The sequence below is a fragment of the Acinetobacter sp. YH12045 genome (genome assembly GCF_013419925.1).
Taxonomy (GTDB): Bacteria; Pseudomonadota; Gammaproteobacteria; order Pseudomonadales; family Moraxellaceae; genus Acinetobacter; species Acinetobacter amyesii.
The window spans coordinates 224,229-249,554 of the sequence record NZ_VOZE01000003.1; the positions used below are offsets into that span (position 1 = coordinate 224,229).

The window sequence follows — 25,326 nt, forward strand, 5'->3', positions numbered from 1 at the left end:
ATAATTATATTAGAGCCATCTTAGAATGCTTTTCACTGAAACTCCAGTTTAAATGGATCTGCTACATCATTTGAAATTATAAAGACGAATCATTCAGTTGCTGTATCTCCTCACATTTTTTGCGCTTCACATTTTCATCACTGAGCGTATTCATCAAATCTGCCGCTAGGCCTTTTAACAGACTCATATCATCATCGGTCATTTGATTCGGCTGCCGATCTAAAACACAAAAACTTCCCAACGCCACCCCATTACGGTCTCTAAGTACAACGCCTGCATAAAAGCGAATACGGTTATGCATCAATTCAGGTAAATGCGCAAAGCGTGGGTCACGTTGTAGGTCTTCAATTATCAAGCGTTCATTTTGATAGACCAAATAGCTACAGATCGAGTCTTGCTTCGACTGGCGCACCTGCATCGGTTGCTCAGTAGCCTCAGCCAAAGGGCTATCTGGGGTATAAACCCAATCTTGCTTGACCCAAGAAATTTGCGCATATTTCACATCGAAGGCTTGTCGGGCTTCTTCAATATATTGTTCATAAATCGGTAAATTCCGCTCATCCAAAACATTCAGTTCTTCTAATGCTTTTAAGCGCTGTGCTTCAACGCTAGGATCAGGCTCATCCAACCAAGATTCACCCTGCTTCAATTGAAAAGCTTCAATGGTTAATAACAAGTCATTCATATTATTGACCACTGCATCGACGGTGAAATTTTCTTTGATCGCATCTAATTGGGATATCTCATCACAGCTCCACAGTGCAAAAATCAGTTTTTTATCTGGAAACTTTGCCTTAAAAACATGGCTTAAAAGGCGAATTTGAGCTTCTGGTGCCGTATGGAAAATCGAAATACATACGATCTGAATATCCTCTTGGATATCATCTATACTTTGATGCTGATTTTGTATCAATACGTCGCTAAAAGCCTGAGCCGGAATACTGCTTAAGCTTAGGCTATGCGCCAACATAGCCGATACTTGAACATCAATTTCCCAACGTGCCCCGATACATAACACCGCTGCTTTCTGATCCTGCTGTGCAACTGGATATGCCCGTTGAAAACTATGATTAAACAGTTTTAATCCCTGATGTAAACGTAGTCGATGTTCAGCACTGGCCTCGGTGTTGTGGCCTCTCGAAAAAATCCGTATGGCTGGAATCGCGACTTTGGCATAAAACGCATTAACCCGACGTGCCTTGATTTCATCCTTCGCCTCCTTCGGTAACTTTTCAGCAATAAAATTTTGTGCGACATCCACGGCATCTTGCACATCATCAGCGACTAATCTCTGATAAAAGCGCTCATGCGGTGCCAATGCAGGCGTACTACCGATCAGGGTTTTAATAAAACCTAAGGATGGTACATAGCTTGAAAGCACCAATAAACACGCGGTTAAAGGCGTCGATAAAATTAAACCAATCGGCCCCCACACAGCCGTCCAAAACATGGCGGCAATAATAATGGCTAAGGTTGAAAGTCCGGTACTTTCCCCATATAACCAAGGCTCAATAATATTATTACTGACCAATTCCAGGAGCAAAATTAAACCCACTGTCCATAGCACCATATTCCATGTAGGATCTACCGCAAAAGCCAATGCAATGGGGAAAATCGCAGAAATCATTGGGCCGACATAGGGAACAAAGCGCATCACTATCGCCACCATTCCCCACATAATTGCTGCCGGCACCCCAATAAACCAAAGTCCCAAGGCCATCGGAATACCGTAGGTCACATTGACCATCAGCTGCATACGTAAATATTTACCGATACGATTGGCCGCTTCATCTAGTGCGTCTGTTCCGATATTTAAATTGCCGCCCAGTAGCTTAAGGAAACGGTCATGCAAATCTTTCCGATTGACCAAAATCAGAATCACAAATAAAAATACAATACCTGCGGTTGCCAAGGGATTGAGCACCCGCTCACTCCAAACCATGACCGCTTCAGCCGTGGTTTGTTGTTGTCCCACCACTTCCACTTGCTGCACTTTAGGATTTTTCTCTTCAGGCACCACATCATCTATCGAGTTTTCAACAGTATCTATGGTGGTTTTTGCGCCATCCCAAACACTCGGGCCGCGTGCAAATTGACGAATAGAATCCATTTTCTTTTGAATCGTACCGTGATATTGCGGTAACTCTTGGCTTAATTGCCCCAGTTGATAACCCAAATAAGAGGCCGCGCCGGACAAAATCGCCAAAGCCAAACCGACCACAATAAATATCGATGGCATCTGTGGTAGTCCCCAACCTCGGAGTTTCATCACCAAAGGGTCAACTAAAAAAGCCAATAAGATTGCGAGTGCCAATGGAATAAAAATATCTTTACCAAGATATAAGGCTGCAATCAGCAAACTGCAGATGATGAATCCTGCCGTGATTCGAATCACTTTATGTAAATCTGCGGGAGGCATTTGCTTCGAGGCGTTCAGGTCTTGTAAGCCTTGCTTTTGACCTGATGGTGATGATTCAAAATCTTGCGCTAATTTATTATTTTTATGATCCATTTTCTTATCCTGAACGATGGTCATTATTTTTTAATTTAGGCTGAAGTTTTAGAACTGCATACGCATTTCATGTAATGATTTGCAAAGAAAAAAAACAGAGCGACATGGCTCTGTTTTCATACTGTGTTTTGAGATGAATTAAAAGATAATTACTTTACTTTGATGAGTCACAATATCCACTGGAACAGAAATATGTTGATGAACGATCTTCCATAGAGACTGCGTTTTTTTCATCCCAATGGTGTTACGACACCACGAGATCCCTGGCGTTGGTATCCCACTCTTATCATCAATTTTGGAATAACAGTGCAGAAAGGCAATATCAGGTTCTGCATGGATGACCAGTTCCCGCCTAAACACCTTTAAACCTTCACGAAAATACTCCCGATAAAATTCCCACATTTTTTGATATGCCATTAAGCCGCGCATTTCACAACTGGCATCAAAAAAGTTCACATCTGCTGCGCAGGATTCAGCAATATTCTCAATTTTCAATTGGCAGATAACCTCATCCCAATTGGCTAAAAATTGCAGAATTTCGTCAGCGGCCTGTTGGTCACCGACTATTTTGATTTTATCTTGCATCTCTGGCACCTATTTCTTTTATTTTTTATGAAGCATTGTTCTGGAAAGCGTTTGGAAGTTGAATTTCAACGATCTTCCAGCTCCAACCTCGGCGTTGCATACTAAATACGGTATATGTTGCTTCACTTAGGCCTTGGAGCGGCACATACAGATCAAATCGATTCCAAGCACTATAGCTTGCTTTGGGTTCAAGGGACTGGCTTTGTTTTAAAGCGACAGTAGTTGGAGTTGCATCCTTTTTGGATGATGTTGATGTATGAGGTTGTTCTGCGACCTTATTTTCAGCATGAGTGAATAGTTCAATCTCTGAGCTAATCATGCTCGGATTGGTTAGTTGGGTTATTTCTGGTAATTGAATCGACTCTTTTAATGCTTTGCCTTGTAAAAGCAGCATGATACTGTTTGGATTGACCAGACTGTCGACCAGCGTTGCACTGAGGACTGTGCTGAGCTGCCCACCCCACGACTGAGCGAATTCGGGTAAATGCTGTAGCCCAGTTTTCTGTTGAATGAGGTCTTTAACTTGTGGTTTTAGACTCGATTTGACTGCCGCAAAATCGATATATTGAGCAATTTTTTCAGGTTGATTGTGCTCATAGGCTTGACGTATTTGGTACAGCACCCAATACGGAGACGCAATCATCCAACCCAAGACGATGATCAAGATCGCAATGAGCCCATAATACAAAATATGATTCTGCTTATTCATCGTTCACCACTCTAGCCAGTGAAGTTGTGGTACTTCCTTGTACCGTTAAATAAGCTTGATCTAGATTGAATAGCATCCAACCTAACAGCGCTTATCTGAGAACCATATAGCTTTTGATCTTGTGATTTTGACGAGCCTTCAGGTTTGTTCATCTCGCTTTGGCTGTCTTAATCAGGTTGTTTCAAATTTAAGCTGTTAATTCTCTAATTTGGGTATTCGCACCATGGGTTTTAACTGACTAAATGCCTTTATCGCGCGATTGCTCACTGGCATAAAATTGGCTGATCCCAATAATATGATGGTTTGCCGCTTTCAGATTGAAATATGGTTTACCATTATTAACATTCAGTCGTTCAAAGCGACTATCATCTGCACTGTTGTTTTGTACAGACTCTATCCCGTTTTGTGATGATGCTTACACTTTATATAATTCACTCGTTAAAATGATTTCACCGTTCCATGCTTTTAATACAAAACGAAACTGCTGATCATTAGAATGACTGATCTCGTACCATCCCGACATATGTTACCCCTTCATTTTCATTGTTTTATCTATTATTCGATCAGGATTTATTATTGGAAATTGAACCTGATCTACAGAATATAAATGAACTCGGTCACATTTTTCAATGTCTTTTTTGATCAGAGTAAAGGCTTAAAATTTAATCACTAAGAAAATGATTTTCAATAAATAATTCCAATAAAAAATAATCCGACCGAAGTCGGATTTCATCATTCTTTCATCATGATGTATTTGTGAATAGAGGCGCATTACTCAACGCATTGAATAAAGGCCTTAAGGACTGACGATCTGCTTTGAATATGTTGCTTTATTCATTTCTAAAATTTCCACACAAAGTTGCACTTCTACTGCTGAAGCTGTGACATGTTGTTTCAACACGTCCAATAACAACAATGAAATTTGCTTTTGAACTTCAACCGTTCTACCCGTCAATAATGAAACTTTGGCATGCATATACGCATGTTGAGCGTGTTCATCCAAACCCACAACAAAATCTTCCTGAGCGACAGCTCGGCTCTTAATCTCATTGATGGCACTAACATGACCCGATTCAAATAAGGCAGTGTTTAGCGCTTTAAGTAAAGGACGAGCCTCAAGCTCAAGATTATTGGAATATTCCAAATGAATATGCGGCATAGTAAAGACTTTTCAAACCCGTAATGCGTCTATTATGCAGGCTGAAAAATAAAATCTATAGCGGATTAGTTATCTATTTCATGTTTAAGTAGACATCCCAAGCCAAGTGTGGCCTTGGCTTAGGATGATTGAAGATTGCTTTAAAGCGAACAATAACGAAACTTAAACTTTTTTCACGTATTCAGATTTGAGTTTCATTGCTCCTATACCATCAATTTTACAGTCAATGTCATGACCATCTGTTGCATCAGCTAAAAGACGGATATTTTTAACTTTTGTGCCCACTTTCACCACTGAAGATGAACCTTTAATTTTAAGGTCTTTCACCACAGTAACCGTGTCACCATCGGTCAATACATTGCCATTGGCATCTTTAATCAGCACCTGTTCATCTGCAGCACTTTCGCCTTCACGCCATTCATGTGAACATTCGGGACAAATCAGTAAATCGCCATCATTATAGGTATATTCAGAATTACATTGGGGACAATTGGGTAAAGACATAAAAAACCTCAAAAAAAGATGGACGCAAAAATCCATAAAAACTTAATATAACATTTTTATGTATTTCATAAACTTAAAAACCATAAATTTCGTATGGTTTAATCACCTTGTGAAGGTCGTAAATTTCACAACGCTACAGCACTTGAAGGTTTAAATTTTAGATCTCTAATGAGGTATTTAATATTAACGCTTTTAAGATATGCGCATGATTTTTATCCGTATGTTTAGCCGCTGTGAGTAAGGTTAGTGGCTCCTCTTTTTCCCATGCCCGTAGTTGTTCCAACTCGGCTTGATGTGGCTGTATTTCTTGCAAATAGCGCTGTTTAAACTCGTCCCATCGAGAAGCCATTGCCTCATCTTGATGATACCAACGACGTAAATCTGTAGATGGCGTCAATGCCTTCGGCCACAAATCTAGCTCTGCGCTCACTTTACTGATACCACGCGGCCACAAGCGATCGACTAATATGCGTTTACCGTCGTCTGGGCTTATCTCATCATAAATACGTTTAATGTGTACAGTCATTAAGCCCTCCTTCGCCTATTTGCAGTTTTTCAATCATTCGTCAGATTATTCATCGGGGATTGCTGGATTCACTAAAAAAGCCAGTAACTGTAAAGACTCCTGCCAACCCAAATAACAGGCATCAGTTGGAATAACGCTCGGCAACCCTGCCTGTACAATCGTCACTTCGGTTCCTACTGATACCGCTTTAAACTCAACAGTGACTTCGATTTCACCGGCCAACTCTGGCATATCAAATTGGTCTGTATAGCGCAGTAAATGATTCGGCACGACTTCATGATAATCACCATGAAAAGCGTGTGTGGTTCCCGTTGAAAAATTTTGAAAAGACAGGCGGTACGAGCCACCTACACGCACATCCGAATGTTCCACATGGGCAGTAAATCCATGCGGTGCCATCCATTTAACCAAAGCATCTGGCTCCACAAAGGCACGATAAACGCGCTCTACAGGGGCACTAAAAACACGATGTAATCGAACAGTATTGCTCATGATGATGTCCTTTTGTCATTGTTTTCACTGAATCATCCACATGCATTCACCCTCGCTTTATCGTCCATTTTTATCACACTGAAACGTTCTAAATGAGACAGCCTTGAGACGTGCGAGAAAGGTCATTGCTGTTCAATACTATAGTGAATCCTACAGATTGATCCCATCACTTTAATGCAACGCCTTGTTATGTTTTGTGAGCTGCATTCATATTAACTTAAATTTAAACTGTTTAAAAATAAATACTTAACCAAATATTCCTACAATTTAAAAAATAAAAACCCAGTTGAATCACTGGGTTCTTGTCACTTTCGATGTAATACTGAGACTTAGCTCAATTGTGCTTCATCTTCATCCAGATCATCATCTTCATAGATATAAGCCATACAACCCCAACCGTCATATTCGCCTGAATGTTGTTCTGCAATTTTAATAAACCACTGCTCTAAATCGACAATATCTTCATAATCAGGCTCCATATAAACATAGACCGTGATAATCCATTCCACGCGATCTGATTCTTCATCTTGGAACAACGAAATTTTTTGCTCTTCTTTCAATAAATACAATGCACACTGTTCAGCCTGCGCTTCGTTCGAAAAGGCAATTGAATATTCGATTTCGTGCGGCACAGATAAATCATCACCATCTTGCTGCATCTGCCACAGCACATTGCCATTATCATCATCTGGAAATTGTTTAAAATCACGAGTCATTGTACTTTCCCTTATTGTTTATGAATTTTATTCTGTTGACTTAGATTAACGGATAATTGTTGCAATTTGCATTAGCTAAATCTCTTTAATCAGAAATAGACCGCCGAAGTGATCTTTCTGATAACAATTCAAATTAAACCACAACATCCATGTGGGCCTGAGTTTCTTTAAGATGTAAAACCAAAGCTGCCATTTTCAATTCTTCTAAGCGTAATTGTAGATAACTGTCGAGTACCCGTGCCTGACTAAAATGTACACCATGCGCATTGAGCAAGGTGAAATCATCCGCCAAAGCCTGCAATAGCTCACCTAAGTTTTTGGTATTTAATTGGGCTAAATACAAATCAGCACGACTATTAAACACCAATGTAAATAATTGCATCGCAGCCAAACGACGTTCTTCATCAACATAATTACATTTTGCAGTCGATTGCTGCTCCATTGCATCAATCATTTTGCAACGTACCGCAGTCAAATTTTGCTTTGCCGCAGATTCATTCATGCCATCCATCAGCTGATCTAAAATACTCTGTAATGGCAAAAAGAACGCTGACTGATAGCCCCGTATTTTGTTGTCCAAAGCACGGTTGATGTTTTCCAAATGCTGCTGATCCAGCGCTTGGCTATACAAACCCTTTAACTCGGCACGGGCTTGTTCCTGTATTTGTGATTTAGCTCTTTCTTGATATTTGCTCAAATACTGACGCACTTGTTCGATCTGTGCGCGAATATCATTCAACATGATATCGGCATTGGCTTTGGTGACTTCCACCAAACCATCAGCCTGTAAAGTTCGATACTCAACATATTGTTCAATCTCTACAATATGTTGATATTTTGCTACTTTATCGACTTGGATTTTGAGCCCACAGTTTTGAATACGTAATTGACTGATTGCATAATTCAATTCATCTTGCTGAGACTCTGTTTCAGCCAGTTTTAACCGCGCACGATCGAAGTTTTCCTGCAGTGAACGTAGGGTTTTATCATTTTTCAATTTGCGGTTATATACAAAAAGGAGAGCCACAATTAATAGGATGATAAGGACGATTAAAGCAATATTGATCATTTGCCAATCCTCAAAATAAGCTTCAATAATTTAAGTTTATCCCCCAAAACAAACCTAAGTTACAAAAGTTAAAATCTATAATTCATTTCATATTAGCAGAACAAATGCAAAAAACCGTATTTATCTGACCAAATACACACTTGAACACTATTTAACTAAAATACTGTTTTAAATCATTTTAATAAAAAATTTTCATATTAAAAAATATTCAATCAATATACTTTAGAAAATAGAATAATAATTTAAAAAAGGTGTTTATTTACTAAAAGATACAAATCAACTTAATACCATTATTTGTAAATATTTCATACATTTTATAGAGATATTTGGAGTAATTATAAATCCCCAGAATTGGGGATATAGTGCATGTGGTGATTCATTTTTAAGCAGAAAAACCTATTTAAAGCTGTAATTATTCTTAGCTTGCTAAGCTGCATAAAGATTTCAATTCAACACAGCAGATTTTATGAACAATGAGTATTCACATGAATATGCTTTAAAATTCTGCCGCACAATGAATATGAACAGCTTGTTGGGTTAAGGGCTGGGTAAATGCCAGATCGCAAGCATGCAATGCCATCCGTCCGAGTGAGCTATGTTTGGCATTTGGGTGATACAGTTGATCCCCTGTAATGGGGTGCCCAATATGCATCATGTGTACACGTAGCTGATGAGAACGCCCTGTCACTGGTGTTAATAATACTCGGCTAATATCCTTGCTTGCGTCATAGCTAATGGCTTGATACAAGGTTTTTGAAGGTTTGCCTAATTCAAAATGCACCATCTGACGTGGGCGATTTTCCCAGTCCGTAATGAGGGGCACTTCAACACTGCCCTCACCTTCTAGCTTGCCCTGAACCAAAGCTACATATTGCTTTTGAACCGTTCGCGCTTGGAACATTTTACTCACCGCCACTTCTGCATCGCGGTGTTTCGCAAACATCAAAATGCCTGATGTTGCCATGTCTAAACGATGGGTAATCTTTGCTGCTGGATACTGTTGCAAAACTCGAAGATAGGCACTGTCATGATGCTCAGGCAAACGTCCCGGAACCGACAGCAATTCCGCTGGTTTTTCGATGACAACCAAGTCTGCATCTTCATACAAAATACGTAGAGGACCTTGAGGCGGCGCATAGACAAAGTTGGGATCTAAAGGCATGGACAGACTGTGTACTGGGAGAATGTCGGCAAAATAACAACTGACTAATTCGCTGTCAATCGACTTTAACCGATCAGGTCTAACCCTAACGATTATTGGTCCCCAATTTACCAAAGGCTGGTGCTAATGAATGAGACAAATCATCCTCCAGTAACTGTAAGATGCTTGCACTCGTGGTTAAAGGATACTGATGTAGTGTGATGCGATATTTGCCCTGAAACCACTGCGATAAATGCAAGGCATAGGTTTGTTTAGGCCCAAGACCTAAATGCTGTTTTAAACGGTTCTTTATACCTGTCCGTGATGATCCGACATACAGAATGTGATTGGGTTGATTTAACTTGGCACAGGCATGGGTTTTCAATGCCTTAAATGCAGCATAGTCCTGATATGTCTGCTGTATATCCCCACCAACTTGCTGTATCACATAAATATAATGTGCGTGTTGAGCAAGATCATCAAAGCTTGAAAACTCAAATATACGCTCAGCTTTAGTCTGCTGTGCCTGCAGACAATCCTGTATCAATTGATCAAGATAACCCATAATAAAATTATTTAAAATTTAGATAGTTAAGCATAACAACTTTGTGAAAAAGGACAATCCGAAGCTTAGATTAAGTTTGAGTTGTTCTGAGTGATATTTATTACATCAGCAGTGATCAAAATTTGTTGGGAATGAATACGAAGTTTGGAATTTTGAAAAAGATGGAAGGATTTATTATTCGATTTAATTCTTAAAAATTTTTTAGGGTGTAAGAGAAAACAGTATTGTTTACTTCAACTATCATCACTTTGTAAGTCATGATCTTATAGCCTATAAACTTCTGGTTTATAGCGTCCTAAGCTGAATCGAGACCTTTTGGGTGAGTACTGTACACGTGTTTTGCACCACTGACAGCATGCTACTCTTTTCAATCTCTATCACACCCTTGAGATATATAGTAGTAGTATCGATGAGGGATTGTTTCCCTGAAAATCACTGTTTTTGGCTTATTTTAAAAATATTTTTCACATTTAAAGATATATTGAAAATATTTTCTTCTTGCATCATGTTTTAGCATTTTTTCCATCTGATAAATGACTTTTCCCGAGAATTTTCGCCATAGCTTAGCACTCAAACCATCGGGATCAGTTGAATTCTAGACAGGACTTTTAACCAATGAGAACTTGTATTGAAATGAGTTCTCCAACTGGATTAAGAGTCAATAATGCATACCACAGCGAGATTTGAAAATTGAGGTGTGCTTGAAAAAAGTAGCAAAAAGCACAGAAGCTATTCAATGTGATGAAAATGAAATTCGTTCAGATTTAACACTTGGCTTAGGACTATTTTTACGGGAGATGCCTGATGATCTTTAAGCTTATGGTGATTAAACTGGTGTGGTTTGTTTTATGCGGATTAAAGGAGTAATGATTCATTATTCTTTTTTATTTTGGCTTAAATTTTTGGGGTGGTATAAGAGAAAACAATATTGTTTACTTCAACTATCATCACTTTGTAAGTCATGATCTTATAGCCTATAAACTTCTGGTTTATAGCGTCCTAAGCTGAATCGAGACCTTTTGGGTGAGTACTGTACTCGTGTTTTGCACCACTGACAGCATGCTACTCTTTTCAATCTCTATCACACCCTTGATATATACTTTAACCAAAGAGGATCGGGATTAATTTCCTAAGTTTTTCTAATTTTCTGCAAATTCAGCAAATTTTTTCAGCCATTTTAGGTTTAGCAGGATATTTTATCTTTTCAGCTCATTTCAGCGTTTTTTATCTGCAGATTTGCCCAATTATAAGAAAATTTTCTTTTACAACAGACAAAACGTCCAAACACAGCGTCAAATTTAAAAATATATCGCCGCTGAACATTCATCCCTTAACTTCATACAAAACTCCGCCCTTTGAGTAGAGATCTAAGCCTATCCATGTTCTGCAGATATTAGGGTTGATCTTTTCAACGCATGATTGGTCATTGAGCTAAATAGCTTTGTACCCACTGTGCGCTAAACCACCAACCACTATATGCCGCCATGCCACAAAGTAAATTGGCCAAAATTTTATTCATTGGACTGAGGTCTGATGCATATATTTTGAGATTGATCAGATAAGCAATCACAGCATATACCAGTCCAATCGCACCACCAATGATGATCAGGATCAAAGGCCATGCTGCATAGGTATGTGCCTGTGCTGGATATTTTGTAGAACGGATGGTTTCTGTGGTCATGCTGCATATCCTATAAATAACGCGATTACCTGTTTTAGTTAGCAATTTCTGCGCCATTTTTCTTGGATATACAGCGTTATTTCAAGGTTAATGCATGTTGAATTTCTAGTTTTGATTACAGCATTTATCGCAACCAACAACTTTTTCTGTTGGCCAGCTCATACGTGCACGCTTATAAGCGAGTTCGAAATTGGCAAAATAACCAATCAATATTTGCTGGTCAAATTGTGGCATATCTACGCATCCTTGCGTGCCATTGTGAATTAAATGCGAGCCATTCGATAAGGCATTTTCATCCACTATAAATTTAATCATCTACCATTCCCCTCTTTATTTTTTATAAAATTCAAAAGATTAATAAATCCATATAAAAATTATGTGATTTATAATCACATATTAAAATTATGCCTTTATTGTTCAAAAATCAATCGAATTTAAAGATTTTTTTAGGCGTCTCTTGGATGACTTAAACGCATAATGATGTGCTCTTTTAGGACGGATAGGTGCGATTGATTGCTCGATTGCATTTTTTGCGCTTAAGCCAAGTGCTTGGAATGTTGAGTAAAGGTATTTTTCACTCGAACTGACATCAACAAATACGGCGTCCAAATCACACAACCGAAAGTACTGTCTCTAACTGTATGATGGTCTGTGTATCAGTAGCGCTTCTTATAATTTTTATAATCTTTATCAAACTTTGCTAATACTCAGTTTCTGATTTTTAATTTTATATTTATTAAACAAAACGCAGATCACCCACTCTAAAAGATGGATTCATTTTAGAGTGAAATATTGATTGGTTTATAAAGGGGTATCGACCTGTACAGTTCGTTTTTGGCGTATGCGGCGAACCAACCAGATCACGATTGCAATCACTAAGATCACCACGAAAAATGGGACTAAAAAGGCCAATACTGACAAGACTGCAGCACCAATCCATTCCCCTGTAGATAAGATTGGATTTGCAACACCACCTGTGGTTGCGGTAGATACGCCACGTGCAGCGACGGTACTCATTTGCACTGCTGTTGCTGTACCACCACCCACGATAATTGCTGCCGCCCAACTGGCAAACTGTGACATTTCACCTGAGCTTACTGCCATTGTAGCGATGGTCCCTGCAATCATGGCTGCAGGTGTTGAAATGGTGTCGAGGGCATTATCTACCCAAGGAATATAGTATGCGGCGATTTCACAAACCGTCGCAATTGCTAAGCCAATACAAACCGCAGGCATAGACAACCATTCGAATCCTTTCATTGGTTCGAATAATCCTAAAATGGAAGCAACACTCATCACCAATAAAGGTACAAAGACACGGAAGCCACAGGCAGCACTTAAGCCAATACCAATACACAGTCCTAATATTGTTTCCATGGGCTTCTCCGAACAGTTAAATGTGCAATTTGTTTTTATTTATGCTGTGTTATACGTTAGCAAAAAGCCCTATCGAGTGATAGGGCTTTTCTTTCTAAACAGCGGATAACTGTTAGTGTTTTGCAGCTTAGGCATTCTTATTGTTAAATTGATTGCCTTGGCATTTGGTACACGGTGGTAAACGATCAGTACCAATTTCTAAGTAGACGCGGTGTCCGCATTGAACACAAAAATAGAAGCCTGTTCCGGGTTTTTGACCAGCAGTAACCATTTTTGTTCTCCATGTGTTTTTAGAAATGGTAGATTCAGTATAACCCTCTTGTGATGAATGTCTATTGGTCATTTCGACAATTGATAATGGCATTTAGGCAAAGCATAATTTCGAATGGAAATTTTGGTGGGTTTACAGCGATTTGCTGAGCCAATTATCCATTTGCAGTAAAGTCTTCTGGCATCTGCACCAAAACTTTAAAAAAGCTGATCAAATGGGACTGGTTTTTAACTCAGTATCACGCCATCGGTTTTTGTTTATCTGTTATTGCATATCTTTCAACTAGCCTGTTATTCGTATTTACTGCTTTTTTCTTTTAGCACTACATTCAATTGAGACATAATAAAAGTAGCTGATTTAAATTTATAATCAGCTTCAACTATTGTTTAAAGAAAGGGCTAAACTATACTTAGTGCAACCTTTATTTTTATGTGTTATGTGAAATTTACCAAGCATAAAAAACCGCCTTTTAAAAAGCTAAAAGGCGGCTCCAAACATCACACTACTGCATTGTTTTTTGTATATTACACACTTACCAATTACTACTCGAAACAGGACAAAGGTAAGTCCACTTCATTGGCCCTACATATACAAGGTAGCGCTTAACTTTAAGAAACTTTCACGACTTCAAAGTGATAAACATCCAACTTTCTAAATTCTAAAACATCACCATCTTTCACATCCAAATCTGCTAATAACATTCCTGTTCCTGATTGCTTTCCACGCTTGCGTAGAATGTTTTTATCCCCAGCAATATCACTCATAAATGACTTAGTTCCACTACCACATTTATAGCTAATTTTTAATTCTGTTCCCTTATTTTTGGAATTAGCTCCTCCGATACAATCTGTTGGAAACACTGAAATCATCGAATTTAAATAAATATGATCATTCTTTAGATTTGCTTTGTTAATAACCGCTTTCATTAAAAACACCTTAAAATGATTTTTTCAATGAAATAATCATAATCAAAAAGGCTTTCATTTGCAAGGAATTTGTGTGTTTTTCTTTGAAAAACACACAAACATGATAGACTGTCCTTAAATCTTCAACTGATTAAGCAGAAAATGGCTAAAGAAAAAGTTATTTCAAAAGAGGAATTTTTCCAAAATATTTATACATGTGCACTCGGTAACTTTTCAACAATGGAAGGGCATATGGGCATTCATGGCATCATGGGACAGGTCTTTGGAGTTAACAATATAGAAAATTTAGGTACCGCCTATGATCTACCAACCTTTTCAACAGAAATTGAAGACAAATTAGCAAAAAATCATTTTATGAATGGGTTAATTTGGAGTCCTTTTGAATGTATCTATGAATATGCGGTCAATGGTGATGCAAGTAGATGCAGTATGGATGAAATAACTGATTGTGTTGATTTTATTCATATTTTGCATTCTGATCACTTTCATGTATCTAATGGTTCAAATGACATTATTACAATGGCTTTAGCTCGACATGCTCTTGAACATGATAGTGAAGTAATGTTCTACAATATAAAAACGTGCAACTACCCCTTAGCCATTGCACATCTAGCAGATATTGATCTTCGCACTTTAAAAAATGCTATCAGTGCAGGAGAAATAGAAGCTTTTTCAAAACATGAACTTTCCTCTGCCTCACTCAAGCATTGGCTATCTAAAAGAAAAGGATTTAAACCAACTTTCTATGTAAAACAAACGCAAAATTTTTCTTTCAACTCCCCTACATCTTTTGCAACCATGCTTAAAGAGGCTAGATTACATCTCGAAGAAAATTTTAATCCCGAGGAATTATTAAATGCTTGTAGCTGTTCTAATGTTATTGAACAATTAGAGTTAGGAATTTTTGAATTACCTTTAAATTTTCTACCTCTAATAGCTAAAACTTATGAAATTCCATATCCAATTTTGTTTAAACAAGTTATGCAAACCTTTTATCCTAATGAATATGCTCTTTTAACAAATTAAGTGAGTATAAATATTTTTAAGGAAAACACGATGAATCTCTTTTTTGATGAACGCGAAGTAGCAAAAATTTTAGCTGATGCAATTAATTTAAATCAAAGTCTGACACAAAAAGATTTAGCAGAATATGCTGGCTTTTCTACACCTAATGTTATCTCAATGCTAAAACAGGGGAAAACTAAAATCCCTTTGGATAAAGCAGGTTTAATTGCTGAAAAACTAGGCTTAGACAAACAGGACTTTTGGTTCAAGTGTTTAAAAGAATATCAGCCAAATGTTTTTGCTGAATATGAGCGTATATCTTTACAACCCACGCTTGGTAAAGATGAAATTACTTTAATTAAATATCTACGTGAGAAAAATATAGATATTCAAAATGTAATCTCCTCTTTAGACTAATAAAAAAAGCCTCCTATTCAGGAGGCTTTTTTTATTAAAGACTTAATTACACATTCCCTTCTAAAAAGTCCTGTGCAAAGCGTTGTAACACACCACCCGCTTCATACACATGCACTTCTTCTTCAGTGTCTAAACGACAAGTCACAGGCACTTTAATGATTTCATTTTTTCCGTCTGCAGTTGAACGCTCAACCACCAAAGTCAGGTCAGAACGAGGCGCAATATTGCCAATCACGCTATACAGCTCAGTACCATCCAGCTTCAAAGTTTTACGGTCAGTCCCTGCTTTAAACTCAAGCGGTAACACGCCCATACCTACAAGGTTTGTACGGTGAATACGCTCAAAACCTTCCGCCACAATCACTTCTACACCTGCAAGGCGCACACCTTTAGCTGCCCAGTCACGGCTTGAACCTTGACCATAGTCTTTACCTGCAATGATGATGAGCGGCTGCTTACGGTTCATGTAAGTTTCAATCGCTTCCCACATACGCATCACTTCGCCTTCAGGCTCTACACGCGCTTTTGAACCTTGCTTGATCGTACCGTCAGAACGAACCACCATTTCATTGAACAATTTCGGGTTAGCAAATGTCGCACGCTGTGCAGTCAAATGGTCACCACGGTGGGTTGCGTATGAGTTGAAGTCTTCCTCAGGCACGCCCATTTTATGCAGATACTCACCTGCAGCCGAATCCATCATGATCGCATTCGATGGCGATAAATGGTCTGTGGTGATGTTGTCAGGCAAGATCGCAAGCGGACGCATATTTGCAAGTGTACGTGGTGCAGCCAAAGCCCCTTCCCAATACGGCGGACGGCGAATATAAGTACTTTGCGGACGCCAGTCGTATAGTGGGCTTGCCGCTTTTTCACGCTCACCCAAATCAAACATTGGGATATACACTTTCTTAAACTGTTCAGGCTTCACCGCTTTTTTCACCAATGCATCAATTTCAGCATCAGACGGCCAAATGTCTTTTAAGTAAATTGGATTACCGTCTTTGTCATTACCCAGTGAATCGGTTTCGATATCAAAACGAATCGTCCCTGCAATGGCATACGCCACAACGAGTGGAGGCGAAGCCAAGAACGCTTGTTTTGCATAAGGATGGATACGACCATCGAAGTTACGGTTACCTGAAAGTACCGCAGTTGCGTACAAATCACGATCAATAATTTCTTGCTGAATCACTGGATCGAGCGCACCTGACATACCATTACACGTGGTACATGCATATGCCACGATACCAAAGCCCAGTTTTTCTAAATCACCGAGTACACCTGCTTCTTCTAGGTATAAAGCGGCTGCTTTAGAACCCGGTGCAAATGATGATTTCACCCAAGGTTTACGCACTAAACCTAATTCATTTGCTTTACGTGCAAGTAAGCCTGCTGCCACGGTATTACGTGGGTTAGAAGTGTTTGTACATGAGGTGATTGCTGCAATGATGATTGCGCCATCAGGCATTAAACCTTCAGCTTCCTGAGCTTTAACCGCTTCTAAGTTACCTGCAATGCCTTTCGCTTTTAAATCAGCGGTTGATACACGTGCATGTGGATTCGATGGACCTGCAATATTACGAGTGACTTGTGATAAATCAAAACGTAGTACACGCGGGTATTCTGCCGCTGTCATATCCGACGCCCAAAGACCAATTTCTTTGGCATAGGTTTCAACCAATTTCACTTGATCCGCTTCACGGCCTGTCAATGTCAGGTAATCAATGGTGTTTTGGTCAATGTAGAACATCGCAGCCGTTGCACCATATTCAGGGGTCATGTTTGAGATCGTCGCACGGTCACCCACTGACATGCTGTCAGCACCTTCACCAAAGAATTCTAAATACGCACCAACTACACGTTCTTTACGCAAGAATTCTGTAAGCGCTAACACGATATCAGTTGCGGTAATGCCTGCTTGACGCTGACCGACAAGCTCTACACCAATGATGTCTGGCAGACGCATCCAAGACGCACGTCCCAGCATCACGTTTTCAGCTTCTAGACCGCCGACACCAACAGAAATTACGCCCAATGCATCAGTATGCGGCGTATGTGAGTCTGTACCCACGCAGGTATCAGGGAATGCGACACCATCACGGTTTTGAATCACTGGAGACATTTTCTCCAAGTTAATTTGATGCATGATACCGTTGCCCGCAGGGATCACATCGACATTTTCAAAGGCTGTTTTAGTCCATTCAATGAAATGGAAGCGGTCTTCGTTACGGCGGTCTTCAATCGCACGGTTTTTCTCAAAAGCGTCTGGGTCAAAACCGCCAAACTCTACAGCTAGAGAATGGTCAACAATCAACTGTGTTGGAACAACAGGATTAACTTTTGACGGGTCGCCACCTTGATCTGCAATCGCATCACGCAAGCCTGCAAGGTCAACCAATGCGGTTTGACCGAGGATGTCATGGCACACCACACGTGCAGGGTACCAAGGGAAATCGTGGTCTTGTTTGCGGTTAATCAGCTCTTTTAAAGATTGTTCTAAGATTGCAGGGTCGCATTTACGAACCAACTGCTCTGCAAGGACTTTAGATGTATATGGGAGTTTTGCGTATGCGCCTGGCTGAATATCTTCTACGGCTTGGCGTACATCGAAGTATTCTAGCTGGGTGCCTTGCAGCGGTTTACGGTAGTTGTTGTTCATAGCGTTCCTGCCCTCGGTCTTTCATTTTTTTGCGTTGTCTTTTTCATAGACAATTCATCTTTGTTCGATAGGCATACTACACTGCCGAAAACCCATTTCCCAAATCTCATATATTTCATAGGGTTAAATATAAAAACAGGGGTTTTTGAAATATTTAGTTACACTAACTTTGGAATATTGGCTCTAAATATGAATTTTTTTGAAAAATAGCTGCAAATCCGCCTCATTCTTTAGTCTAAGGTAAATTGCACTGCATAATATTTAATCTAAATATCAACCAAATTGATTAAAAATCAGTCTTATCAATTTTAGTATTTAATAATCAAGGCATTAAATTACTTCATTAGCTCATTGCGCCTTAAAGCCATAATGTGAATCAAAACACAGTTTTATTATTTATTTTATCTTAATTCTCAATTTATCCCTATTTGCAGGGATAGCGTCGAATCACCCCACTCTCAGATAATAAAAGCACGACATACAAGCACAGTAATTCACTGTATTCGCCAAAATAATCACAATATTTACAAAACCTTAGCTAAATAAATCTGCGATTACTGTTCTACCGTCATTATGCTTTGGGGAAAGATCATGACAAAATTTAAAACTATCATTGGGGCTGGCTGCCTCTTAAGCTGTCTCAGCTTCATTGCCTGTGGCGACAACGACCAATCGACAACAGATTCGACGACTCAAGAAGAGGAAGTAGACTCACCGACTGTCATCTCGAATCCACCACGTTTGAAAGCCAATGCACAAGGTGAGCATGAACTGCTGATTGCCTATAAACACCAAGCCTTATACGACCCTGAAACGGGTGAAAATGACCTATTACAGGTCAGAGGCTATCTGACTAAACCTGAACTCTGGAACTCGAAAAATAGCGATGGCAGTGTTTCGGATGTGTTGGTTGGCCCACAAATTCGTGCGAAACAAGGTGACAATTTAAAAATTCATCTGGTCAATCACCTCCCTGTTGAATCGACGGAGACCTGTCCAAGTCCAGTGACCAATATTAACCAAGGGAACTGTTTTAACACCACAAATTTACATACACATGGTCTTTGGGTTAGCCCGCAAGGAAATAGTGACAACGTATTTTTGAGCTTAAAACCTCAGCAAGATTTTCATTACGAATTTAAGATCGAACCGAATCATCCTGCGGGAACATTTTGGTATCACTCACATGTGCATGGTTCAACCGCGATTCAGGTCTCAAGTGGCATGGCTGGCCCTTTGATTATTGAGGGCGAGCGGAAACCTGTCATTCGTCAGGGGCAAATTCAACAGACTGGTGATTTGGACATCTTATGGAAAAATCAAAAAACCCAGCAGTATGACCATGAAAAAATCATGCTATTCCAGCAAATTCAATACAACGAAGATTGCGACAGCACGTTGAGCCAAGTAAATGGCACACCCTGCATCTATAGCTTAGAAGATTATTCAAAACTGGATATACCGACCTCTTGGGCGGATGAAAATCGTTTTACCAGTATCAATGGCAAAATGTTTGGTGAAATTAAGGTGGATCAGAACCAATACCACCGCTGGCGCATGATTCACGGCGGTATCCGTGACACCATTGGTTTGACCATCAAAGAACTGCCTGATTCTGCGCTCTTTACCGCAGAGCAAACCCTGAGCGAATGTCAAAAGTATCAAAGCAAGTCGATGTCTTCACAGTTTAAAACGCTGAAAACATTACCGTTATATACCCTTGCACAAGACGGCTTGACCATGAGGAAAATCCAAAAGCACGGGATTGAAATTTTTCAGCCGGGTTATCGCTTTGATGCCATGCTCTCCTTCCCGACCACCAATAAATACTGTGTATACGATACCAAGCTGAATCTAGAAGATGAAATTAATGCGCCTGAATCAAGTCCGTTACTTCGTCGCGCACCAGAAGAAAAACTCAATACACAGCTCCTCGGTTGGGTCAATGTGCAAGCAACTCAACTACCGCAGCAAACGCCGTTTAACTTCTTAAAAAGTCAGGCCACCCAACTAAAACTGGCACCAGAAGTGATTGCGCAGCTCGAACAGGGTGATTTATCAGCCTTTATCTCTCATGCGAGTTTAATGACTGCTGAAGTCGATGAAATGCTCAAAACGATGGCGAAGCAAATCACCAACTTTGACATTCTGTTCAATACAGATGGCAGCTTTAAATTTGGTATTCGTCATGCCGAAGAAGGTACCTTGATCAGCTTTGGCGATGCCTACCATGATGAAGACCATACCCACCATAGCTATGTCCGCAAGCTTCCAATCGGGCAAACTCAAGAGTGGGAGTTAAGCAGTAATGTTGCCAGTCATCCCTTCCATATTCATGTCAATCCATTCCAAGTCGTGAAAATATTGAATGAAAATGGTGTCGATGTCAGTGCGATCGGCAGCTCAGATAAAGATGGTGCGGGTAATATTGACTCGCAATATCATGGAATGAAAGGCGTTTGGAAAGATACGCTCTTCGTCAAACAGGGCTATAAAATCTTTGTACGCAGTAAGTACGAAAAATTTGAAGGCGACTTCGTTCTGCACTGCCATATTTTAGACCATGAAGATCAAGGCATGATGGAAACCGTGCGTATTTGTGGCGATCAATATGATTGTAATAGTGAACCGCCTTCGCATCATTCCACTATGGATATGACTGCAAGCGATATGCCTACACACAATCACTAAGACCGATCTCTGCTGTACAAAAGCCCATATCAATATGGGCTTTTTGTTTGCCTAACACTGCGGCTTGCTGCAAAATAACATGATTAATGATATCTAAAATTTATACTGAGGCTGGTCATGACAACTTCTATGGCATTCACATCTTTTTCTCTCAACGGTGTCGATGCACAAAAATTTCTACAAGGGCAAGTGACTTTGCATGTTGAACGCCTTGAAAAAAATGCAACACGTTATACCGCAATCTGCGACCTCAAAGGCCGTATTCATTTTGGTTTATGGCTCACCAAACACAGTGCTGAAAGTTTTTCTATTGTCACTACAGCAGATCAAGCCGAAGAATTTGCCAAACATATTAAAAAATATGGTGCATTTTCTAAGATGAAACTTGAAGAAACTGGTGCAGTTTTTCCTAGTTTAGTCGGTGATGAAACGACATTTGCTTCGGAACCGACGGATGTTGCAGCATGGGAAGTTCAAGCGATTCAAGCGGGTCAGGCCTATATTGACCAAGCCATTGAACATGTGTTCCAACCGCAAGAGTTACGTCTACATCAGCGTGAAGGCGTCCACTATGACAAAGGTTGTTATTTGGGTCAGGAAGTGATTGCACGTTTATGGTTTAAAGCCAAACCAAAAGCTTGGTTGCATGCAATTCAAGGCACAGGAACTGCGCCTGCACAAGGCGAACAGCTGAATAAAGGCGTACAAGTGGTCAATAGTGCGGCTGTAGAAAATGGTTATGTAGCTTTAGTTGTGGCACGCCCAGAAGCTTTAGAAGAGTTAGATGTGACAGTTTTAGCCTTGCCTGATGCATTGAATGGTGATGTGGCACGTCCGCAGTCAGCTTAAATAAATTCAGAAGATAGCTACATTTAGCTATCTTCTTTTATAACAAATCTAAGTTTTAAATTTTAAAATTCATCATGTTAATTTGACTATTTTTAAACTAAAATGCACTCCGAATTTTAACAATAAACTATATAACGATGCATCAGACACAATTTCAAGACCCAAAGCACAAGATCATTGCCCTTTATTACGGAATTTTTGCCCTTCTAGGCATGGTCATACTCGGCAATCAATTGCTTTCAATTCAGCTATCTCTACTTGTTTTGATTATTATTCTTGTACTGTATGCCCAACTCTTTTTCATGCTAATGGGCGCTATCAAATATTGGAAAAGAGATGTTCTAGGCTTGAAAATACTGTTTTGGATCAGCTTAAGCCTTGTCCCGATTATTATCACACCCTTAGTCATTTACTATCCAAAAGTAACAACTGGCTTTTTTCTCTTTATGCAAAGCTCATTTGGCTTCAGTAGCACAGGCTTCGAGTTTCATGTTGCCTACGACACCCAACTCACCCTCTTAAATACATCTTTTTGGGGAATTGGAATCAATCTTATTGAATTTTTTCTATGGTTACGCTTTAAGAATATTGCAGCAAATAATCATATTTCGATTGCCCATTTCAAGAATGAAGACTTAGAACTGAAACGCTATGATTAGCCATTTTTGACCGTATATAAACTAGAATTCTGACATCAGGTGTGACCATCTAAATCTTCTGACCATCCCTAAGCACTCAAAGCCAAAGCCTAAAAACTTTGGCTTTTTAATCACTCATTTTTTCCCTCACATAATAAATCACCCCTGCCCGATCATCTGAAAAATAAAAAGATTTTTCATCGACCTTATAAATATCAGCAGGTCGCCCATGCACCGTTTTACCGACTAAAAAGCCATCCATAAAGGTTTCAAGTTTTTGTCCTTTACGCATCATTGCAATTTGATAGCCATGGCCAATCGCCTCGTCGGTAGAGCCATGCAAAGCCACTAAAAAAGCATTTTTAATGGTGGAATCGGTATGAGGGTTATCAAAATAATCAAAACCCAATGCAGAGGAATGTGAAGGGAAATAAGTATAGGGCGATGGAACATTTTTACAGCCAGATGCACGTTTAAATTTAGGATCCGCTAATACTTTGCCCTGCCATGAATAACATGCGGGCCAGCCATAATCGACATCCCGTTTTAACGCATAAAAAGTTTCATCTGGCTTTTTACGTCCCAAATGATCAGAACCTTGATTAGTTGCAAATAGAAATCTGCCGATCCATTTTAGCCCAACAGCATTACGCAAACCTGTCGCATAAATCCGTTGCTCTGAACCATCAGGATTCATCTCGATGACGGATGCTCGCACTTTTCCTTTTTCTACACAGGCGTTACAACTCGAACCAACCGACACATAAACTTTTTCATTCCCACCAATAGCAATCGTCCGCGTCAGAAGCCAACCGCCGTATTTATAACTCAAACCATAATCGGGAAATGTCGCTAAAACTTCAGCCTTACTCGAAGGCTGAGTTTCTCCTCTACTAAATTTTTGCCGTGTCAGTTGGTGCGTTTCCGCCAAATAGAGCCAATCCTGTCCTTGAGCATCAGTATAAAACTGAACTGAATTTGGATTTCTCAAACCGGTCAGATAAGGAATGATTTTGCCAAATTTACCGGTATCAGCATTCCAATCATCCAATATATACACAGTACCTTTTTTATTATCTGTTAGATCATACATATCCGTGACAAACATTCTGCGATCAGGCGCTTGCGCAAAAAAGCGTACCCGTTTGAGACCTTCAGCAGCAGGAATGATCTCGAAATTTGCAGGCAAATTTAAAGAAAACTGCTTGCCATTTTTTAAATGGATTGGATGCGGAACAAGCTTGGGTTGTTGAGCCCAACTGGTTATTGAACAGACGAAACTAAGGATCAAGATGGCACTTATTTTTATCATATTTAAATACATCTCAATGAATCATGTATATCTGTATTCATCATAGATGCCTTGTATCTATTTTATTCAATTTATATTTTTAGAAAATATTATACTTTTGAAAATTAAGGTTTTTTAAATCATATACGCTGGTGCAGTACACAACAAACAAAAATAAGGAGGAACTTTATTCCCCCTCACTTCTTCGTTTTTAAATCATGATTTTAATCAAAATCCATGAAACAGCTTATTCATGTCTTTGCATACATATTCTTTAAAATGATAGGCGCGCGCATGTTTGGCATCAAATTTAGCTTCCAAATCGCCTTTTTTGAAAATATAAACCCGATCCTCTTTACTGACTAAAAACTCTGCGCCCAGTTTCATCAAAAGCGCATCAATTTTATCTTCATCTGCAATCGATTCATCTGCATTAATTTTATCGTAATTGCGTTTAATGCCTTTAATAAACATCGCGCTGCCTCTGAGAAAATAACAATGCGCGATTAAATCAGAGTCCTGCTTTTTTGCAAAGGCTTTTAATGCAATTAAGTCATGGCATTTAACGCGCTAACGGCAATCAACTTTATTTTATAAAAACGCTTTAAATCACAATTCCTCACTTTACATTTACGTAAATCTACCTATGATGTAAAAACCGACAAAAATAACCACCAAAACACATAAATGGAATTATGTGTATGATTTACAAAAGGTTTCAAGATGAAAAAAATCCTACTTGCAAGCATTTTGGCAATGAGCACTCAATTCGCTTTTGCTGAAACTAAAACAGATGCCGTCGATCCTGAATTTGCTAAAGTGGAAGCTATGGTCAAGGCCAAAGATATGAATGGCGCCTACCAAACACTGAGCAAGCTTGCAGCAAAAGGTAATGCTCAGGCCATTTATAATTTGGGCTATCTTACTCAAACAGGTCAAGGCGTAGCGAAGGATGAGAAAAAAGCCATCCAACTCTATGAACAGGCTGCAGCCAAAGGCTACCCAGTTGCTAACTATGTTTTAGGTAAAAATTATGCAACGGGCACACTGGGCTTAAAACAAGACACCAACAAGGCCAAACAATATTTAGAACGCGCATCTTCGGCAGGGTTTGACGATGCCTCCATCGACTATGCCATTTTACTTTTTGCAGAAAATAAACCTGAGTCAGATAAATTGGCACTCAGCAAACTTGATCCACTGATTAAAAAAGGCAACTACCCTGCGATTCATGCCAAAGCACTTTATGACATCAGTGCAGGCTTTAAAGCTAAAAATGAAAAGCCTATTCAGCAAGGTCTGAATAGCATTCAAGAGTTAGCGAAAAAAGGCTATGTCCCTGCATTGATGGCAGTGGGCAATATGTTTGTAAATGGCAATATCATCCCGCAAAATTTGCCTGAAGCTAAAAAAATATTTAGTGCATTAGCCAACGAAAATATTCCGCAAGCGAAAGAATCTTTGGCAACCGTGGATAAAATGATTGCTGAACAAGCCAAAGCACCTAAAGCCAATGCGAAAAAGAGTTAATTGAGCATTA

At 39.4% G+C, this 25,326-nt stretch carries 25 protein-coding genes and 2 pseudogenes; 6 read left to right on the top strand and 21 right to left on the bottom strand.

Annotated elements, in window-relative coordinates; translation table 11 throughout:
- Positions 1 to 76 precede the first annotated feature (76 nt).
- From FTU02_RS06135 to FTU02_RS06220, 18 genes and pseudogenes are all read right to left on the bottom strand, one after another.
- On the bottom strand, positions 77 to 2,512 hold the full coding sequence (locus FTU02_RS06135) for an AI-2E family transporter (protein WP_257232761.1): 2,436 nt from the start codon (positions 2,510 to 2,512) through the stop codon (positions 77 to 79).
- A gap of 138 nt (positions 2,513 to 2,650) precedes the next feature.
- On the bottom strand, positions 2,651 to 3,097 hold the full coding sequence (locus tag FTU02_RS06140) for a nuclear transport factor 2 family protein (protein WP_218948040.1): 447 nt from the start codon (positions 3,095 to 3,097) through the stop codon (positions 2,651 to 2,653).
- A 25-nt stretch (positions 3,098 to 3,122) separates the two neighbouring features.
- Positions 3,123 to 3,806, bottom strand: coding sequence for a DUF2939 domain-containing protein (locus tag FTU02_RS06145; RefSeq protein ID WP_180107302.1), 684 nt, complete (start codon positions 3,804 to 3,806; stop codon positions 3,123 to 3,125).
- A 238-nt stretch (positions 3,807 to 4,044) separates the two neighbouring features.
- Positions 4,045 to 4,329, bottom strand: a pseudogene (locus tag FTU02_RS06150) (YegP family protein).
- Positions 4,330 to 4,602: 273 nt separating this feature from the next.
- Complete coding sequence (locus FTU02_RS06155) at positions 4,603 to 4,965, bottom strand: 5-carboxymethyl-2-hydroxymuconate Delta-isomerase (protein WP_180156336.1); 363 nt, start codon at positions 4,963 to 4,965, stop codon at positions 4,603 to 4,605.
- 162 nt (positions 4,966 to 5,127) lie between these two features.
- Positions 5,128 to 5,469 carry a zinc ribbon domain-containing protein YjdM gene (locus FTU02_RS06160; protein WP_078192316.1) on the bottom strand — a complete coding sequence of 114 codons (342 nt, stop codon included), beginning with the start codon at positions 5,467 to 5,469 and terminating at the stop codon, positions 5,128 to 5,130.
- Positions 5,470 to 5,626: 157 nt separating this feature from the next.
- Complete coding sequence (locus tag FTU02_RS06165; RefSeq protein ID WP_111884822.1) at positions 5,627 to 5,995, bottom strand: DUF488 domain-containing protein; 369 nt, start codon at positions 5,993 to 5,995, stop codon at positions 5,627 to 5,629.
- Positions 5,996 to 6,040: 45 nt separating this feature from the next.
- Positions 6,041 to 6,487: an SRPBCC family protein gene (locus FTU02_RS06170; RefSeq protein WP_180156338.1), complete on the bottom strand. Its 447-nt coding sequence runs from the start codon at positions 6,485 to 6,487 to the stop codon at positions 6,041 to 6,043.
- 329 nt (positions 6,488 to 6,816) lie between these two features.
- On the bottom strand, positions 6,817 to 7,203 hold the full coding sequence (locus FTU02_RS06175; protein ID WP_111884820.1) for a ribonuclease E inhibitor RraB: 387 nt from the start codon (positions 7,201 to 7,203) through the stop codon (positions 6,817 to 6,819).
- A 133-nt stretch (positions 7,204 to 7,336) separates the two neighbouring features.
- Positions 7,337 to 8,272, bottom strand: a complete 936-nt coding sequence (locus FTU02_RS06180) for a hypothetical protein (protein WP_180156340.1) — start codon at positions 8,270 to 8,272, stop codon at positions 7,337 to 7,339.
- 496 nt (positions 8,273 to 8,768) lie between these two features.
- Positions 8,769 to 9,434 (bottom strand): pseudouridine synthase, encoded by a 666-nt coding sequence (locus tag FTU02_RS06185; RefSeq protein WP_180156342.1) that lies wholly within the window; start codon positions 9,432 to 9,434, stop codon positions 8,769 to 8,771.
- A gap of 85 nt (positions 9,435 to 9,519) precedes the next feature.
- Positions 9,520 to 9,978 carry a GIY-YIG nuclease family protein gene (locus tag FTU02_RS06190; protein ID WP_180156344.1) on the bottom strand — a complete coding sequence of 153 codons (459 nt, stop codon included), beginning with the start codon at positions 9,976 to 9,978 and terminating at the stop codon, positions 9,520 to 9,522.
- 1,423 nt (positions 9,979 to 11,401) lie between these two features.
- Positions 11,402 to 11,659, bottom strand: coding sequence for a hypothetical protein (locus FTU02_RS06195; RefSeq protein ID WP_180009876.1), 258 nt, complete (start codon positions 11,657 to 11,659; stop codon positions 11,402 to 11,404).
- Between the two features lie 105 nt (positions 11,660 to 11,764).
- A complete protein-coding gene (locus tag FTU02_RS06200; protein WP_180009877.1) occupies positions 11,765 to 11,974 on the bottom strand; it encodes a hypothetical protein in 210 nt (69 codons plus the stop codon).
- 221 nt (positions 11,975 to 12,195) lie between these two features.
- Positions 12,196 to 12,282: pseudogene (locus FTU02_RS16500) on the bottom strand (DUF2569 family protein); the annotation flags it as partial.
- A gap of 178 nt (positions 12,283 to 12,460) precedes the next feature.
- On the bottom strand, positions 12,461 to 13,036 hold the full coding sequence (locus FTU02_RS06210; protein ID WP_111884815.1) for a DUF4126 domain-containing protein: 576 nt from the start codon (positions 13,034 to 13,036) through the stop codon (positions 12,461 to 12,463).
- Between the two features lie 127 nt (positions 13,037 to 13,163).
- A complete protein-coding gene (locus FTU02_RS06215; protein ID WP_143221616.1) occupies positions 13,164 to 13,400 on the bottom strand; it encodes a hypothetical protein in 237 nt (78 codons plus the stop codon).
- Between the two features lie 515 nt (positions 13,401 to 13,915).
- Entirely contained in the window at positions 13,916 to 14,233 is a 318-nt protein-coding gene (locus tag FTU02_RS06220; RefSeq protein ID WP_180130301.1) for a hypothetical protein, read from the bottom strand.
- 141 nt (positions 14,234 to 14,374) lie between these two features.
- Here FTU02_RS06220 and FTU02_RS06225 point away from each other — a divergent pair, with 141 nt between their 5' ends.
- The gene (locus tag FTU02_RS06225) at positions 14,375 to 15,259 is read left to right on the top strand and encodes a hypothetical protein (RefSeq protein ID WP_180130299.1); all 885 of its coding nucleotides are present in this window, start codon (positions 14,375 to 14,377) and stop codon (positions 15,257 to 15,259) included.
- Between the two features lie 30 nt (positions 15,260 to 15,289).
- Positions 15,290 to 15,655: a helix-turn-helix domain-containing protein gene (locus FTU02_RS06230; protein WP_180130297.1), complete on the top strand. Its 366-nt coding sequence runs from the start codon at positions 15,290 to 15,292 to the stop codon at positions 15,653 to 15,655.
- 46 nt (positions 15,656 to 15,701) lie between these two features.
- Here the strand turns inward: FTU02_RS06230 and acnD are convergent, their stop codons facing one another.
- The gene (gene acnD, locus FTU02_RS06235; RefSeq protein ID WP_180130294.1) at positions 15,702 to 18,317 is read right to left on the bottom strand and encodes a Fe/S-dependent 2-methylisocitrate dehydratase AcnD; all 2,616 of its coding nucleotides are present in this window, start codon (positions 18,315 to 18,317) and stop codon (positions 15,702 to 15,704) included.
- 591 nt (positions 18,318 to 18,908) lie between these two features.
- On the opposite strand from acnD, the gene FTU02_RS06240 reads away from it, so the two are divergent.
- The 3 genes from FTU02_RS06240 (at position 18,909) to FTU02_RS06250 (ending at position 22,516) form a co-directional block, all read left to right on the top strand.
- A complete protein-coding gene (locus FTU02_RS06240) occupies positions 18,909 to 21,008 on the top strand; it encodes a multicopper oxidase family protein (RefSeq protein WP_180156346.1) in 2,100 nt (699 codons plus the stop codon).
- A 117-nt stretch (positions 21,009 to 21,125) separates the two neighbouring features.
- A complete protein-coding gene (locus FTU02_RS06245; RefSeq protein WP_180130290.1) occupies positions 21,126 to 21,857 on the top strand; it encodes a folate-binding protein YgfZ in 732 nt (243 codons plus the stop codon).
- Positions 21,858 to 21,994: 137 nt separating this feature from the next.
- Positions 21,995 to 22,516 carry a hypothetical protein gene (locus FTU02_RS06250; protein ID WP_078191139.1) on the top strand — a complete coding sequence of 174 codons (522 nt, stop codon included), beginning with the start codon at positions 21,995 to 21,997 and terminating at the stop codon, positions 22,514 to 22,516.
- Positions 22,517 to 22,622: 106 nt separating this feature from the next.
- Here the strand turns inward: FTU02_RS06250 and FTU02_RS06255 are convergent, their stop codons facing one another.
- Together FTU02_RS06255 and FTU02_RS06260 are read right to left on the bottom strand one after the other, a co-directional pair.
- Positions 22,623 to 23,807, bottom strand: coding sequence for a sorbosone dehydrogenase family protein (locus FTU02_RS06255; protein WP_180156412.1), 1,185 nt, complete (start codon positions 23,805 to 23,807; stop codon positions 22,623 to 22,625).
- Between the two features lie 207 nt (positions 23,808 to 24,014).
- Positions 24,015 to 24,260 (bottom strand): hypothetical protein, encoded by a 246-nt coding sequence (locus FTU02_RS06260; RefSeq protein ID WP_078191141.1) that lies wholly within the window; start codon positions 24,258 to 24,260, stop codon positions 24,015 to 24,017.
- 249 nt (positions 24,261 to 24,509) lie between these two features.
- Here FTU02_RS06260 and FTU02_RS06265 point away from each other — a divergent pair, with 249 nt between their 5' ends.
- Complete coding sequence (locus FTU02_RS06265) at positions 24,510 to 25,316, top strand: tetratricopeptide repeat protein (RefSeq protein ID WP_180130288.1); 807 nt, start codon at positions 24,510 to 24,512, stop codon at positions 25,314 to 25,316.
- The last annotated feature ends 10 nt before the right edge of the window (positions 25,317 to 25,326 follow it).